General features: G+C 68.8%; 12 protein-coding genes and 1 pseudogene. 11 read left to right on the top strand and 2 right to left on the bottom strand.

Going from position 1 to position 14373, the window contains the following annotated elements; genetic code table 11:
- Nucleotides 1-106 precede the first annotated feature (106 nt).
- The 8 genes and pseudogenes from WT60_RS30560 to WT60_RS30525 all read left to right on the top strand — a co-directional run bounded on the left by WT60_RS30560 (nt 107) and on the right by WT60_RS30525 (nt 8390).
- A complete protein-coding gene (locus WT60_RS30560; protein ID WP_038752798.1) occupies nt 107-397 on the top strand; it encodes a co-chaperone GroES in 291 nt (96 codons plus the stop codon).
- A 17-nt stretch (nt 398-414) separates the two neighbouring features.
- Nucleotides 415-2055: a chaperonin GroEL gene (gene groL / locus WT60_RS30555; protein WP_059579576.1), complete on the top strand. Its 1641-nt coding sequence runs from the start codon at nt 415-417 to the stop codon at nt 2053-2055.
- 336 nt (nt 2056-2391) lie between these two features.
- The gene (locus WT60_RS30550) at nt 2392-3375 is read left to right on the top strand and encodes an AraC family transcriptional regulator (protein WP_060356623.1); all 984 of its coding nucleotides are present in this window, start codon (nt 2392-2394) and stop codon (nt 3373-3375) included.
- Between the two features lie 171 nt (nt 3376-3546).
- Nucleotides 3547-4113 carry a carboxymuconolactone decarboxylase family protein gene (locus WT60_RS30545; RefSeq protein ID WP_038752804.1) on the top strand — a complete coding sequence of 189 codons (567 nt, stop codon included), beginning with the start codon at nt 3547-3549 and terminating at the stop codon, nt 4111-4113.
- Complete coding sequence (locus WT60_RS30540; RefSeq protein WP_059579589.1) at nt 4086-5201, top strand: acyl-CoA dehydrogenase family protein; 1116 nt, start codon at nt 4086-4088, stop codon at nt 5199-5201. Before WT60_RS30545 ends, WT60_RS30540 begins: the two co-directional genes overlap by 28 nt.
- A pseudogene (locus WT60_RS35500) lies at nt 5198-5842 on the top strand (ABC transporter ATP-binding protein); the annotation flags it as partial. The gene WT60_RS30540 and the pseudogene WT60_RS35500, both read left to right, overlap by 4 nt.
- Before the next feature lie 489 nt (nt 5843-6331).
- Nucleotides 6332-7522, top strand: coding sequence for an ABC transporter substrate-binding protein (locus WT60_RS30530; RefSeq protein WP_060356625.1), 1191 nt, complete (start codon nt 6332-6334; stop codon nt 7520-7522).
- The gene (locus tag WT60_RS30525) at nt 7515-8390 is read left to right on the top strand and encodes an ABC transporter permease (RefSeq protein WP_059642599.1); all 876 of its coding nucleotides are present in this window, start codon (nt 7515-7517) and stop codon (nt 8388-8390) included. Before WT60_RS30530 ends, WT60_RS30525 begins: the two co-directional genes overlap by 8 nt.
- Nucleotides 8391-8822: 432 nt before the next feature.
- On the opposite strand, the gene WT60_RS34130 is transcribed toward WT60_RS30525, so the two are convergent.
- Entirely contained in the window at nt 8823-9017 is a 195-nt protein-coding gene (locus tag WT60_RS34130) for a hypothetical protein (RefSeq protein ID WP_145986920.1), read from the bottom strand.
- On the opposite strand from WT60_RS34130, the gene WT60_RS30520 reads away from it, so the two are divergent.
- Nucleotides 9016-11553: an adenosylcobalamin-dependent ribonucleoside-diphosphate reductase gene (locus WT60_RS30520; protein WP_059642603.1), complete on the top strand. Its 2538-nt coding sequence runs from the start codon at nt 9016-9018 to the stop codon at nt 11551-11553. The two genes, WT60_RS34130 and WT60_RS30520, sit on opposite strands and share 2 nt — an antisense overlap.
- Nucleotides 11554-11604: 51 nt before the next feature.
- Here the strand turns inward: WT60_RS30520 and WT60_RS30515 are convergent, their stop codons facing one another.
- On the bottom strand, nt 11605-11811 hold the full coding sequence (locus tag WT60_RS30515; protein WP_038752816.1) for a hypothetical protein: 207 nt from the start codon (nt 11809-11811) through the stop codon (nt 11605-11607).
- A 148-nt stretch (nt 11812-11959) separates the two neighbouring features.
- On the opposite strand from WT60_RS30515, the gene WT60_RS30510 reads away from it, so the two are divergent.
- Nucleotides 11960-12178: a hypothetical protein gene (locus tag WT60_RS30510; RefSeq protein ID WP_060356626.1), complete on the top strand. Its 219-nt coding sequence runs from the start codon at nt 11960-11962 to the stop codon at nt 12176-12178.
- Between the two features lie 554 nt (nt 12179-12732).
- On the top strand, nt 12733-14358 hold the full coding sequence (locus WT60_RS30505; RefSeq protein ID WP_060356627.1) for an AMP-binding protein: 1626 nt from the start codon (nt 12733-12735) through the stop codon (nt 14356-14358).
- Nucleotides 14359-14373 lie beyond the last annotated feature (15 nt).

Here is a 14373-nt window from a genome sequence, read left to right as displayed (position 1 = left end):
TTTGCGAATCCGTTATTGGAGCGATCGGCGACACGTTTCTATACTCGGGTTCCGGTTGGCACTCATTGAACTCGAGTGCGAGAACTTCGATAAAGGAAACGTGAGAATGAGCCTACGTCCGCTACACGATCGCGTCATCGTCAAGCGACTCGATCAGGAAACCAAGACCGCGTCGGGCATCGTGATTCCCGACAGCGCGGCCGAAAAGCCCGACCAGGGCGAGATCCTCGCGGTCGGCCCCGGCCGGCGCGACGCCGACGGCAAGCGCATCGAGCCCGACGTGAAGGTCGGCGAGCGCGTGCTGTTCGGCAAGTACGCGGGGCAGCCCGTGAAGGTCGACGGCAACGAATTGCTGGTGCTGCGCGAAGAAGAGATCGTCGCAGTCGTCCATTCCTGAGCGGGGAGCATCGAATCATGGCAGCGAAAGAAATCATTTTTCACGACGGCGCGCGCACGAGGCTCGTCGAAGGCGTCAATCTGCTCGCGAACGCGGTGAAAGTCACGCTCGGCCCGAAAGGCCGCAACGTCGTGCTCGAGCGCAGCTTCGGCGCACCCGTCGTCACGAAGGACGGCGTATCGGTTGCGAAGGAGATCGAGCTCGCCGACAAGGTGCAGAACATCGGCGCGCAGCTCGTGAAGGAAGTCGCGTCGAAGACGAGCGACGCGGCGGGCGACGGCACGACGACGGCCACCGTGCTCGCGCAGGCGATCGTTCGCGAAGGGCAAAAGTACGTCGCGGCGGGCCTGAATCCGCTCGATCTGAAGCGCGGCATCGACAAGGCCGTTGCCGCCGCGGTCGAGGAGCTGAAGAAGATCAGCAAGCCGACGACGACGAGCAAGGAAATCGCGCAGGTCGCGACGATCTCGGCGAACGGCGAGGAATCGATCGGCCAGCGCATCGCCGAGGCGATCGACCGCGTTGGCAAGGAGGGCGTGATCACCGTCGAGGACGGCAAGTCGCTCGCCGACGAGCTCGACGTCGTCGAAGGGCTGCAGTTCGATCGCGGCTACCTGTCGCCGTACTTCATCAACAATCCCGACCGCCAGCTCGCGGTGCTCGACGAGCCGTTCATCCTGCTGCACGACAAGAAGATCTCGAACATCCGCGATCTGCTGCCGGTGCTCGAGCAGGTCGCGAAGGCGGGCCGGCCGCTTCTCATCGTCGCCGAGGATATCGAGGGCGAGGCGCTCGCGACGCTCGTCGTCAACAACATCCGCGGCATCCTGAAGACCGTCGCGGTGAAGGCGCCCGGCTTCGGCGATCGCCGCAAGGCGCTGCTCGAGGACATCGCGATCCTGACGGGCGGCCAGGTGATCGCCGAGGAAACCGGCCTCACGCTCGAAAAGGCGACGCTGCAGGAGCTCGGCCGCGCGAAGCGCATCGAGGTGGGCAAGGAAAACACGACGCTCATCGACGGCGCGGGCGAGAAGGCGAACATCGAGGCGCGCGTGAAGCAGATTCGCGCGCAGATCGCCGATGCGACGTCCGACTACGATCGCGAGAAGCTGCAGGAGCGCGTCGCGAAGCTCGCGGGCGGCGTCGCGGTGATCAAGGTCGGCGGCGCGACCGAAATCGAAGTGAAAGAGAAGAAGGACCGCGTCGACGACGCGCTGCACGCGACGCGCGCGGCCGTGGAGGAAGGCATCGTGCCGGGCGGCGGCGTCGCGCTGATTCGCGTGAAGCAGGCGATCGCGGACCTCGCGGCCGCGAACGCCGATCAGAAGGCCGGCATCAGCATCGTGTTGCGCGCGCTCGAGGAGCCGTTGCGCCAGATCGTCGCGAACGCGGGCGAGGAGGCGAGCGTCGTCGTCGCGACGGTCGCGGCCGGCAAGGGCAACTACGGCTACAACGCGGCGACCGGCGAATACGGCGATCTCGTCGAATCGGGCGTGCTCGATCCGACGAAGGTCACGCGCACCGCGCTGCAAAACGCGGCGTCGGTCGCGGGCCTGCTGCTCACGACCGATGCGACCGTCCACGAAGCGCCGAAGGATGCGCCGCCCGCCGCGCCGGCCGGCGTGCCGGGCGCGGGCGGTCCGGGCTTCGACTTCTGAGCGAATCGCGCGACGCGCGAGGTGCGCGGCTCGACGGGCCGCGTGCCTCGGCGGCGCGTGCGGCGCGATGCCGCAATCCTTCGCGCGTGACGTCGAACGCGAAGCGGAGCACGCGACGCATGAAGCGAAACATGGTCGATCGAACCGAGCGCTCGCCACGCGACAGGCGTCGAACCGACTGTTCGACGCCTGTCGCATCGCGTTTATTTCTCGCGCTCATAAGCGTCCGACAAAACGTTGGTTTGTCTGCCGGCGCGATGCCGCTAACGTAACGCGCACGAATTAATGCGATTACCATCGCATTCGACCAACACGACACGACCGGGGACGCGACGCATGCGGGCGCACACAGACAAGATCATTCACTGGCTGCTGTCGAGCCTCGAGCCCGTCGGCTCGATCTTTCATGTCGGCCAGTATTGCGGCGACGGCTGGCGCGCGTCGACGGCCGGGCGCGCGAAGGCGAGCTTCCACGTCGTGCTGAGCGGCCGCTGCCGGCTGCACTTTTTCGACGGCCGCGCGAGCGTGCCGCTCGCCGAAGGCGACGCGGCATTCCTGATGCGCGACGTCCCGCATGCGCTGACATCCGGCGCGAAGCCGCCCGTTCGCGCGCGCGACGCCGCGCGCGCGGCGCAGCCGGCGATGCAGCGCTTCGACCCCGGCGCGCCCGACGCGGTCGGCCTCGCATGCGGCTTTCTCGCGTTCCGCAGCGGCTCGAGCGACTGGATCGCATCGTACCTGCCCGATTGCCTCGTGGTCCGGCGCGCCAGCGCGGCGGCCGCGCAGATTCATGCGATCGTCGGGCTGATTCGCGCGGAGGCGGCGAAGCCCGGCTCGTTCGACGAGCCGTCGCCGCTCATCGCGCGGCTGACCGAGCTGCTGTTCTTCTACGCGGTGCGCGACGCGGTGGACGACGATTCGCTCGCGAGCGGCCTCGCGCCGCTGATGCGCCGCGCCGAGTTCGCGAGCCTGATCGCGGCCGTCATCGATCGGCCCGGCGACCCATGGACGACCGACGCGATGGCGTCGTTCGCGCACATGTCGCGTGCGACGTTCTTCAAGCGCTTCGTCGATGCGTGCGGCCAGCCGCCCGCCCAATTCGTCACGCTGATCCGGATGAAGATCGCGGCCGAGATGCTGCGGCAGGGCGAGGCGATCGCGCGCGTCGCCGAATGGGTCGGCTATCAGTCGGAATCGGCGTTCGCGCATGCGTTCAAGCGCATCGTCGGGCTGCAGCCGGGCGCGTACCGGCGTGAACAGGGCGAGGCGCCGCCGCGCGGCGGCGCGCATGGCGCGGGAGCGAACGCCGCGCTGCATTGAGCGCGCGCCGTCGAAGCGGCGCCGAGCACTGAGCGCCGGGCGGCGGCGATCGTTTCGTCCGTTCGTACTTCGCTGCGCACGCGTGGACGAATCCGCAGCACTCGCAGACCTTCGCGCATTGCCCGCCGGCGGCGCGCTTCGGACAATGAGGCATTCCACCAGGAGCCTCACATGAGCCGCATTCCTCTTCTCACGCCGAGCGACGCGCCCGAAGCGAGCGTGCCGTATCTGACGCGCGTGCTGAACAACAACGGCTTCCTGCCGAATCTCGTCGCGTCGCTCGCGAATGCGCCGACCGCGCTCGAAACGTACCTGACGGTCGCCGAGATCAACGGCCGCAGCGGCCTCACGCTCGCCGAGCGCGAGGCGGTGCAGATCACGGCCGCCGCGACGCACGGCTGCGGCTTTTGCGTCGCCGGGCACACCGCCGTCGCGCTGAAGAAGGCGCACGTGCCGAACGCGGACGTCGACGCGCTGCGCGCGGGCGAGCCGCCCGCTGACGCGCGCCTTGCGGCCGTCGCGACGTTCACGCGCGCGGTGATCGCGGCGCGCGGCGCGGTCGGCGACGCGCAGTTCGATGCGTTCGTCGCCGCCGGTTTCACGCGCGCGAACGCGCTCGAGGTCGTGCTCGGCGTGAGCCTCGCGACGCTCTGCAATTTCGCGAACAACCTCGCGCAGAACGAATTGAATCCTGAACTGGCCGCCTACCGATGGGAACCTCGCACGCAAACCGCATGACCCGGATCGCGCTCGATCCGGCGCTGACCGATTGGCTCGACGCACACGCGGCGTCGCTCGACGCTTCGTCGGAAGCGAAGCAGCAACTCGTGCCGCGCCTCGCGGCGGCGGGCGCGTTTCATGCGGGCCTGCCGGTGCGCGATGGCGAAGCGGGCGACGTCGTCGAGGCGGTGGCGACGATCGCCGCGCTCGCGCGGCATTCGCTGACGGCCGCGTTCGTGTGCTGGGCGCAGCGGACGTTCGTCGAATATCTGCTGCACAGCCCGAACGCCGAGTTGCGCGCGCGCTGGCTGCCGGCGCTGCTGAGCGGCGACGCGGCCGGCGCGACCGGCCTGTCGAACGCGATGAAGTATCTGCAGGGGATCGAATCGCTCCAGCTCGACGCAACGCCCGATCCTTCGTGTTCCGAAGCATGGCGGCTGAACGGCGCGCTGCCGTGGGTGACGAACGTACGGCCGGGCGGCGCGCTCGTCGCGGTCGCCGTCGCGCACGAAGGGCGCGCGGCGTCGATCTTCGCGGTGCGCGACGATGCGGCGGGCGTCGCGCGGAGCGACGATCTCGATCTGATCGCCTTGCGCGGCAGCAACACGGCGGCGCTGCGTTTCACCGACGTGGCGCTGGATGCGCGCTGGCGGATTCACGACGACGCGCATGCGTTTCTGCCCGCCGTGCGGCCCGCGTTCCTCGGGATGCAGTGCGCGATGGCGATCGGGCTTGCGAGCCGGTCGCTCGACGAGGCGGGCCGTTCGGCGGACGCCACGCGGCGAATCCTCGATGCCGAAATCGCCGGCGCGAGCGACGCGCTCGATGTGACGGCCGGGCGGCTCGTCGCCGGGTTGCGCGACGGCGCGTTCGGCGCGCAGCGCGCGCGGCTCTTCGAGATTCGGATCGCGCTCGCCGAGCTCGTGCAGACTGCCGTGCAGCTCGAACTGCAGGCGAGCGGCGGACGCGCGTACGTGCGGCGCGACGGTGCCGACAACGGTTTCGAACGGCGCTGGCGCGAGGCCGCGTTCGTGCCGGTCGTCACGCCGAGCCTCGTGCAGCTGAAGAGCGAGCTCGCGAAACACGCGGCGCGCGACGCCGCATGAGCGCGCCGTGGCTCGACGCCCGCGCGCTGACGATCGGCTACGACGCGGCGCGGCCGCCCGTGCTCGACCGCTTCGATCTCGCGGTGGGCGCGGGCGAGTTGGTCGCGGTGCTCGGCGCGAGCGGCGCGGGCAAGTCGAGCCTGTTGCGCGTGCTGGCGGGCTTGCGCCGGCCCGCGTCCGGCACGATCGAGATCTCGGGCCGCCCGCTCGACGGGCCGCATCCGCACGTCGTGCTGATGTTCCAGGAAGCGAGCCTGCTGCCGTGGCTGTCGGTCGAGCGCAACGTCGCGTTCGGGCTCGGCTTCAAGCGGCAGCCGCGCCTGTCGCGCGGCGAGCGCGCGCGCCGCGTCGCATGGGCGATCGATGAAGTCGGGCTCGTGCACGCACGCGGCTACCATCCGGCGCAACTGTCGGGCGGGATGGCGCAGCGCGTCGCGCTCGCACGCGCGATCGCGCGGCAGCCGCAGGTGCTGCTGCTCGACGAGCCGTTCGGCGCGCTCGACGCCGCGACGCGCACCGACATGCAGGACCTGCTGCTGCGCGTCGTCGCCGACACGCGTGCGGCGACCGTGCTCGTCACGCACGACATCGACGAGGCGCTGCGCGTCGCCGACCGGGTCGTGCTGCTCGACGGGCGCGGCGGGACGGCCGGCGCTTGGACGGTTGCGTCGCGCGCGGCGGCGGCGGGCGGATGCGTCGAGACGCTGTCGGAAGTCGGCGAAGGGTGCGATGCGCGCGCCGCGCGGAATGAGCGGAATGGGCGGAATGAGCGGGACGCATGCGGCGCGCTCGCGATCGACGCCGCGCGCGGCCGTGGCGCGATGTCCGAACGATCCGAAGCGCCCGGCGCTTGCGCCGCGCCGGCCGCGCCCGATGCGTTGCGGGCGGCATGCGACCGGCGCGGGCCGCGGGAACGCCGCGAGCTGCGTGAGCTGCATGAGCTGCGTGAGCGGATCGAGGGGCACGACCCGCTCGACCCGCTTGAACGATTCGACCGTCTCGACGCGCTGCGCATCGAGATCCACCGCATGTTGCGCGCGCTGCGCGACGCGCCCGAAGCCGCAGGACGCGCGAGCGCGGACGATGCGCGTCCCGCCGCCTGATTTCTTCATTCTTCGAACGGACCGACCATGTGCGATGTATCGATCACCCGCCGCGAGTGGCTCAAGCTCGCCGCGCTGTTCACGAGCGCGGCGGCGTTGCCGCTTCTCGCGCAACGCGCGGCGCGCGCGGCCGTGGAGCCCGACGCGCCGGTGCGCATCGGCTATCTGCCGATCACCGACGCCGCGCCGCTCCTCGTCGCGCATCACAACGGCTATTTCGACGCGGCGGGCGCCGCGGCCGAGAAGCCGCGGCTGTTGCGCAGCTGGGCGCAGCTCGTCGAGGCTTTCCTGTCCGGGCAGGTCAACGTCGTCCATCTGCTGTCGCCGATGACGGTGTGGGCGCGCTACGGCAGCGGTGTGCGGGCGAAAGTCGTCGCGTGGAATCACGTGAACGGCTCGGCGCTGACGGTCGCGCCCGCGATCGACGACGTCCGCCAGCTCGGCGGCAAGACCGTCGCGGTGCCGTTCTGGTATTCGATTCACAACGTCGTCGTGCAGCATCTGCTGCGCGAGAGCGGGCTCGCGCCGGTGCTCAAGCGCACGGGCGGCATCGCGGCGAACGAAGTGAACCTCGTCGTGATGGCGCCCGCCGACATGCCGCCCGCGCTCGCGGCCGGGCAGATCGCGGGCTACATCGTCGCGGAGCCGTTCAACGCGGCGGTCGAGCTGATGAAGATCGGCAAGATCCTGCGGTTTACCGGCGACGTGTGGAAGAATCATGCGTGCTGCGTCGTGTTCATGCACGAGCAGGATCTGAACGCGCGGCCGCAGTGGTCGCAGAAAGTCGTCGACGCGATCGTGAAGGCGCAGCTCTGGGCGCGCGCGCATCCGGACGAGACCGCGCGGCTGCTGTCGAAGGAGGGCGCGCAGCATTACACGCCGCATGCCGTGCAGACGCTGTCGCGTGTGCTCGCGCCGTCGGCGGCGCTCGACGCCGACTATCGCGCGCGCGGCGCGATCCGGCACGCCGGCTGGCGCGAGAAGCGAATCGATTTCCAGCCGTATCCGTTTCCGAGCTACACCGAAGAGCTGGTGCGGCGCCTGAAGCGCACCGCGATGGACGGCGACGCGCGCTTTCTCGAGCGGCTCGATCCGGCGCGCGTCGCGAGCGAGCTCGTCGACGCGCGGTTCGTCACGAAGAGCATCGCGGCCATCGGCGGCCTCGCGGCGTTCGGGTTGCCCGAATCGTTTTCGCGCGAGGAGACGATCGTTGTCTGACGTATCGGTTCGGCGCGGGCCGGCGCGCGGCGGCGCGGGCGCTCATCGCGGAAGCGGCGCGCCGCCGCGGGTCGCCGCCGCATCTGTCCATGCCGGCCGCCGGCCGCTCGCTCGCCCGCTGCGCGACGCGGCGATCGGCGTCGCTGGCCTCGTCTGCGCGATTGCGCTCTGGTGGGCGGCGACGCACGGGCTGGCGGGGCCGCAGTCGCCCGTGCGCCTGTTCGCGCCGGAGCGTGCGCTCGAAAGCGCGCCCGCGCTGTTGCGCGACGAGCGCCTCGCGATGCACGTGCGCGTGAGCGTCGTGCGCGTGGCGACGGGGCTCGGCATCGCGCTCGCGCTCGGCGTGCCGCTCGGACTGCTGATCGGACGCGTGAGATGGCTCGACGCGCTGCTGTCGCCGACCTTCCAGTTCCTGCGGATGATCTCGCCGCTGTCGTGGATGCCGCTCGCGGTGATGTCGTTCGGCATCGGCGAGCGCTCGATCTGTTTCCTGCTCGCGTTCGCCGCGTTCTGGCCGATCCTGATGAGCACCGCGTCCGGCGTCGGGCAGGTCGACCGGCGCTGGCTCGAGCTCGGCGAGAGCCTCGCCGCGACGCGCGCCGAGCTCGCATGGCACGTGGTGCTGCCGGCGATCACCGCGTCGGTGCTGAGCGGCGCGCGGCTCGCAATCGGCGTGCTGTGGATCGTGCTCGTGCCGGCCGAGATGCTCGGCGTGAGCGCGGGGCTCGGCTATCTGGTGCTCGACACGCGCGACCGGCTTGCGTATTCGGAGCTCGCGGCGGTGATCGTCGTGATCGGCGCGATCGGGCTCGCGCTCGATGCGCTCGCACGGGCCGCGCTTGCCCGCTGGACGAAGGCGCGCGCTTGATGCGGCTGACATGCGTCGGCGTGATGCGGCGCGGCGCGCGATGGCTTGGCTGGGCGCGGCGCGGATGTTTTGGTGAACGAAGCGCGGTTCGGCATGCCGCGCTCGGCGCAGTTCGGCGCGGTCCGGTAACGCAAGTAAGAAAGGCGAGGACGGCAAGAAAGGCGAGAAAGGCGAGAAAGGCGAGAAAGGCGAGACCAAAACTACCCCACCCGTCCCGCCAAGCCTCGGCCTAACCTTCAGCGATGCCGCGCGTCGAATCGCCGGCCGCGCCAGACGTGTTCCAATCGGCTTACAGCCCTGCGCAATGCGATCCCGGCGCGCGCGTGCGCTCGTTCCCGCTCGCCAGCGCCCGCCGGTCGTGCGCCGCCCGCATGCTGCGAAGCGGCAAGCATCTTGCCGGCCGTCGCGTGGCTATGCTTGATCGACGGCGCGTCATTCGGCGCTCGTCGGCGTTCCGTTGATCCGCCCGTAGTTTTCGGCACGACGCCCGCGCGTCGCCGATTGCGGCGGAGTGGCGCCTGCGGTATGGTCGTCGGATGCGGCGACGCGCCGCTCTCGATCGCCACCTGCCGTGGCTATAGTGTCGAGCCCATCATCCACGCGCAGTGCCGTAGAGAGGCTGTCCATGGCGACCATCGCATCCGAGTTTCACCTCGCTCCGCAACAATTCTCCACCGACGTGCTGCTGGAAAAATACGCGAAGGGCGACGAGCGGACGGTCGACGACATTTACCGCCGCGTCGCCCACGGCGTCGCGCAGGCGGAGCCGGCCGAACTGCGCGACGAAGTCGAGGCGCGCTTCGTCGAGCATCTGCAACGCGGCGCGCTCGGCGCGGGCCGGATCATGAGCGCGGCGGGCAGCGCGATCGCGGCGACGCTGATCAACTGCTTCGTGCAGCCGGTCGGCGACTGCATCCAGGGCGTCGACGAGCGCGGGCTGCCCGGCATCTACGTCGCGCTGCTGCAGGCGGCCGAGACGATGCGGCGCGGCGGCGGCGTCGGCTACAACTTCTCGGCGATTCGCCCGCGCGGCGCGTACGTGCATTCGACGGGCTCGAGCGCGTCCGGTCCGTGCAGCTACATCGACGTGTTCGACGCGTCGTGCCGCACGGTCGAAAGCGCGGGCGCGCGGCGCGGCGCGCAGATGGCGGTGCTCGATTGCGATCATCCCGATCTGCTCGAATTCATCGAAGCGAAACATTCGAAAGGCCGCTGGAACAACTTCAACATCTCGGTCGCGGTGACCGACGCGTTCATGGACGCGGTCGAGCAGGATCTGCCGTGGCAGCTCGTGCACCGCGCGGAGCCGTCACCCGCGCTGCGCGCGGCGGGCGATCTGCATCGGCGCGACGACGGCATGTGGGTCTATGCGGAAAGGCGCGCGCGCGCGATCTGGGACAAGATCATGCGCTCGACGTACGACGTCGCCGAGCCGGGCGTCGTGTTCATCTCGAAGATGAACGACGACAACAACCTGCGCGCGATCGAATTGATTCGTGCGACGAATCCGTGCGGCGAGCAGCCGCTGCCCGCGTACGGCTGCTGCAATCTCGGCCCGCTGAACCTGACGCGCTTCGTGCTCGACCCGTTCGCTCAACTGCGCGGCGGCGAAAGCGTGTTCGACTGGGCCGCGCTCGACGAGCGCACGCGCACGCACGCGCGCTTCCTCGACGACGTGCTCGACGTGACGCTGTGGCCGCTGACCGAGCAGCGCCACGAGGCGCATCAGAAGCGGCGGATCGGCATCGGCTTCACGGGCCTTGGCGACGCGCTCGTGATGCTCGGCCTGCGCTACGACTCGCAGGAAGGGCGCGACTTCGCCGCGCGCGTCGGGCGCGCGATGCGCGACGCCGCGTATCGCGCATCGGTCGAGCTCGCGCGCGAGCGCGGCGCGTTCCCGCTCTTCGACGCGAACCGGTATCTCGAAGCGGGCACGTTCGCGTCGCGGCTGCCCGACGACATTCAGGAAGCCATTCGCCGCGACGGCATCCGCAACAGCCATCTGCTGTCGGTCGCGCCGACGGGCACCGTGAGCCTCGCGTTCGCGGACAATGCGTCGAACGGCATCGAGCCCGCGTTCTCGTGGACCTACCAACGCACGAAGATCATGGCGGACGGCAGCCGCCAGACGTTCGCGGTCGAGGATTACGCTTATCGCCTGTACCGCGAGCTCGGCGGCGACGTCGACGCGTTGCCCGATTATTTCGTCAGCGCGCTGCAGATGTCCGCGCACGATCACCTCGCGATGATGGCGGCCGTGCAGCCGTACATCGACACGTCGATCTCGAAGACGGTCAACGTGCCGGCCGATTATCCGTTCGACGATTTCGAGAGCCTCTATTTCGATGCGTGGAAGAGCGGCCTGAAAGGGCTCGCGACGTACCGGCCGAACGACACGCTCGGCGCGGTGCTGCACACGTCCGAGCCGGACGATACGCTGACGGAGGCGGATCTCGATCCGCTGCGGATCGCGATCGACCACCGGCCGAAGGGCGAGTTGCCCGCGGTGATCGAGAAGGTCGAGTATCTGACGCAGCTCGGGAAGAAGTCGCTGTACGTCGCGGTGTCGTTCATGGAAGTGACGGGGCGCATCGGCGGCGAAGAGGTGACGATCGAGCGGCCGATCGAATTCTTCATCCCGGTCGGCCAGCGCGACGAGTCGCAGCAATGGATCACGGCGACGATGCGCTCGCTGTCGCTCGCCGCGCGCGGCGGCTTCGTCGCGCGCAATCTGCAGGATCTGCGCAAGGTGTCGTGGGATCGCGGACAGGTGCGGCTCGGCGAGACGCAGCGGCTCGACGGCCGGCGCATTCCGCTGTGGCACGACTCGGAAGTCGCCGCGCTCAGCTACGCGATTCAGCAGATATTGCATCGTCGCGGCTTTCTCGACGCCGAGGGCAATCAGGTGCCGTCGCGGCTGCTCGCGGCGCTGCCGCGCGGCGGCGCAGACCCGCATGCGGTTGCCGCGATGCTCTCGGCCGAGACGGAATCGGCATCGGCGGGCGGCGAAAGCGAGGAAGAAACGGCCGCTGCGACGCACAGCGCCGCCGAGCTGCGCACGATGTTCGGGCGCAAGTGCAACTCGTGCGGCGCGAATGCGGTGATCCGCAAGGACGGCTGCGATTTCTGCACCGCTTGCGGCGAGATCGGCGCTTGCGGTTGAGCGTTCGCTCGCCGCGTGCGTCGGCGCGGCCGCCGCTTCGCGATGAGTTTTTCAAGCCGGACCGTGCGGGACGATCGATCCCGCACGGCGCGTCAATCCGCTTTCGCGTCTTGTTCGTCCGATAGCGGGCGTCGCTTCGGCGTCGGTGCCGGCATGCGGCGTGCCCGCCGCGACGATAGTGAAAGGCACGAAGCTGTCGATCACGATTCGACCCATGCCGTGCGCATCGTCCGAGCGTCGCGCGGCGCGCTGATTCATCGCCGGGGCGTCACGACGATGCAATCGGCGCGATCGACGCCCGCGCGTTCTCCTCAATCCTTCCTTCGGCTCGGTCCTGCCTGATTCGCGCGGGTCACGTGCCTGTCCATCCGACGCTTGCCCTTACGTGCGGCGATTCGCGCTCCGCATGCGTCTTCTTCCGAACCGCTCGATTCGCGAGGCGCTCACGCGGCGCGCGAGCGCCGAGCCGCTCGACCGACATCGATCGCTCGAGAAATCGCCGCGACGATCGGAATTTCCGGGCGGAGCGAATCGCGCCGCCGCGGCAACCAGCCGAATTCCGATTCAATTGGCGAAATTGAAAATGCACGCCAAAAAATATATCTGCCTTTATTTCTGTTTTTGAAATGTCAAGCGATGCGCGCAAATTGCATTAAAAATATTTTGGCCGCACAAAACGAAGAGACCGACTATTTTGGTGAGAAAAGGAAATCTCGAGGAAAGTCGGGATGCCTGTAACCTCAATGATTTAGGGGTTGATGGGCAGATTATTCAAGGCGGGGTTTTCGCGCGGGGGCTTTATTTTTTTGAAAATTGTTTTAACATTGCGCGCTCAAGATGAATCGAAAGATATTTCCCGAAGCATGCAATTTATCGAGCATGATTCAATGGATTGAAATGATCCAATCGAAGAGGGGAAAGCGGATTTAGACGAACTCGACATATCAATTCGAGCACTTTCGATGGGCGCCGGTGCGGCGTCCGCGGCCATTCCTGAGCCGAATGCGGCGAACGTCAGGGCGTTGGCCGGCGCGGCGCCGCCGCCTTCGATCGAAGCGCGCTCGACCGACGACGCCGGCATGCGACACGCGCGGCTTCGTCGCGCCCGGTGCGCGTCACGCGACGCGTGCGACGCGGAATCACCCCGGTTTCTCAGTCAACTTCCCGTGAGCACTGACGATGGACAACTTTTGCCGCATGAATCTGCCTGCAACGACCGATCTGCCGGAGTTCGTCTTCGAGTTGCCGGGCCTGCAGTTTCCGGAGCGCATCAATTGCGCGGCGGCGCTGCTCGACGACGCCGTGGCCAAGCGCGGCTGGGGCGATCGCGTCGCGATCCGGACCGAATCCGGCGCCGCATGGACGTATCGCGAACTGCTCGAACTCAGCAACCGGATCGCGAACATGCTGGTGCGCGACGGGGCTCTCGTGCCGGGCAACCGGGTGCTGCTGCACGGAACCAATCATCCGTTTCTCGCCGCCGCGTGGTTCGCGGTCGTCAAGGCGGGCGGCGTCGCGGTGACGACGATGCCGCTGTTGCGCGCGGGCGAATTGTCGAAAGTCATCGCGCAGGCGAAGGTCTCGCACGCGCTCTGCGAGGCGTCGGTGTCCGCGGAACTGCACGCGGCGACGCAGGCCATGCCCGGCGTCGGATTTCTCCGCTGCTACGAAACGGACGACGCCGCCGCGTTCGAGCGGCTGATGCGCGAATACCCGGCCGCGTTCGAGACGGTCGACACGCAGGCTGACGATCCGTGCATCGTCGCGTTTACGTCCGGCACGACGGGGCGGCCGAAGGCGACCGTGCATTTTCATCGCGACGTGATGGCGATCTGCCATTGCTTTCCGCAGCACGTGCTGAAGCCCCGCGCGGACGACGTGTTCTGCGGCACGCCGCCGTTCGCGTTCACGTTCGGCCTCGGCGCGCTGCTGCTGTTTCCGCTGAGCGTCGGCGCGAGCGCGGTGCTGTTGCAGCGCGCGAAGCCGGACCGGCTGTTCGCCGCGATCGCCGCGCACCGCGTGAGCATCCTCTTCACCGCGCCGGCCGCGTACCGGGCGATGCTCGACGACATCGGCGGCCACGACATCTCGAGCCTGCGCAAATGCGTGTGCGCGGGCGAGGCGCTGCCGGTGCCGACGCGCAACGCTTGGCTCGCGCGCACGGGCATCCGCATCATCGACGGCATCGGCTCGACCGAGATGCTGCACATCTTCGCGTCGGCGGACGAAACCCAGGTGAAGGAAGGGGCGGTGGGCCGGGCGGTGCCCGGCTACCGGCTCGCGATCCTCGACGAGCGCGGCGAACGTCTGCCGCCCTACCACGTCGGCCGCCTCGCGGTGCGGGGGCCGACCGGTTGCCGCTATCTGAACGACGCGCGGCAGCGCGATTACGTGCAGCACGGCTGGAACCTGACGGGCGACGCCGCCTATCTCGACGAGGACGGCTATCTGTTCTACCAGTCGCGCGCCGACGATCTGATCATCAGCCTCGGCTACACCATTTCGCCCGCCGAAGTCGAGGAAGCCATGCTGCGCCACGCGGACGTGCTCGAATGCGGCGTCGTCGGCGCGCCGGACGAACGGGGCGGCACGCTCGTGTGCGCGCACGTCGTGCTGCGGCCCGGCGTGTGCGCCTCCGACGCGCTGACGGCCGCATTGCAGCAGCACGTGAAGGCGCAGATCGCGCCGTACAAGTATCCGCGGCGCATCGAGTATCGCGCTGACGGCCTGCCGCGCAACGAGTCCGGCAAGTTGCAGCGCTTCAAGCTGCGGCAGGCGGCCGAGAGCGACGTGCAAGCGGCCTGACGGCCGCGCCGCGCG

This window comes from Burkholderia sp. MSMB617WGS (genome assembly GCF_001532025.2).
GTDB classification, from domain to species: Bacteria; Pseudomonadota; Gammaproteobacteria; order Burkholderiales; family Burkholderiaceae; genus Burkholderia; species Burkholderia savannae.
This window is presented reverse-complemented; position numbering and strand designations above follow the sequence as displayed.

Bases quoted from the DNA above. Each gene is read 5' to 3' on its own strand.
- WT60_RS30560 (WP_038752798.1), top strand. From the start codon at position 107: ATGAGCCTACGTCCGCTACACGATCGCGTCATCGTCAAGCGACTCGAT.
- WT60_RS30530 (WP_060356625.1), top strand. From the start codon at position 6,332: ATGTGCGATGTATCGATCACCCGCCGCGAGTGGCTCAAGCTCGCCGCG.
- WT60_RS34130 (WP_145986920.1), bottom strand. From the start codon at position 9,017: ATGGACAGCCTCTCTACGGCACTGCGCGTGGATGATGGGCTCGACACT.
- WT60_RS30520 (WP_059642603.1), top strand. From the start codon at position 9,016: ATGGCGACCATCGCATCCGAGTTTCACCTCGCTCCGCAACAATTCTCC.
- WT60_RS30515 (WP_038752816.1), bottom strand. From the start codon at position 11,811: ATGAATCAGCGCGCCGCGCGACGCTCGGACGATGCGCACGGCATGGGT.
- groL (WP_059579576.1), top strand. From the start codon at position 415: ATGGCAGCGAAAGAAATCATTTTTCACGACGGCGCGCGCACGAGGCTC.
- WT60_RS30505 (WP_060356627.1), top strand. From the start codon at position 12,733: ATGGACAACTTTTGCCGCATGAATCTGCCTGCAACGACCGATCTGCCG.
- WT60_RS30540 (WP_059579589.1), top strand. From the start codon at position 4,086: ATGGGAACCTCGCACGCAAACCGCATGACCCGGATCGCGCTCGATCCG.
- WT60_RS30545 (WP_038752804.1), top strand. From the start codon at position 3,547: ATGAGCCGCATTCCTCTTCTCACGCCGAGCGACGCGCCCGAAGCGAGC.
- WT60_RS30510 (WP_060356626.1), top strand. From the start codon at position 11,960: ATGCGTCTTCTTCCGAACCGCTCGATTCGCGAGGCGCTCACGCGGCGC.
- WT60_RS30550 (WP_060356623.1), top strand. From the start codon at position 2,392: ATGCGGGCGCACACAGACAAGATCATTCACTGGCTGCTGTCGAGCCTC.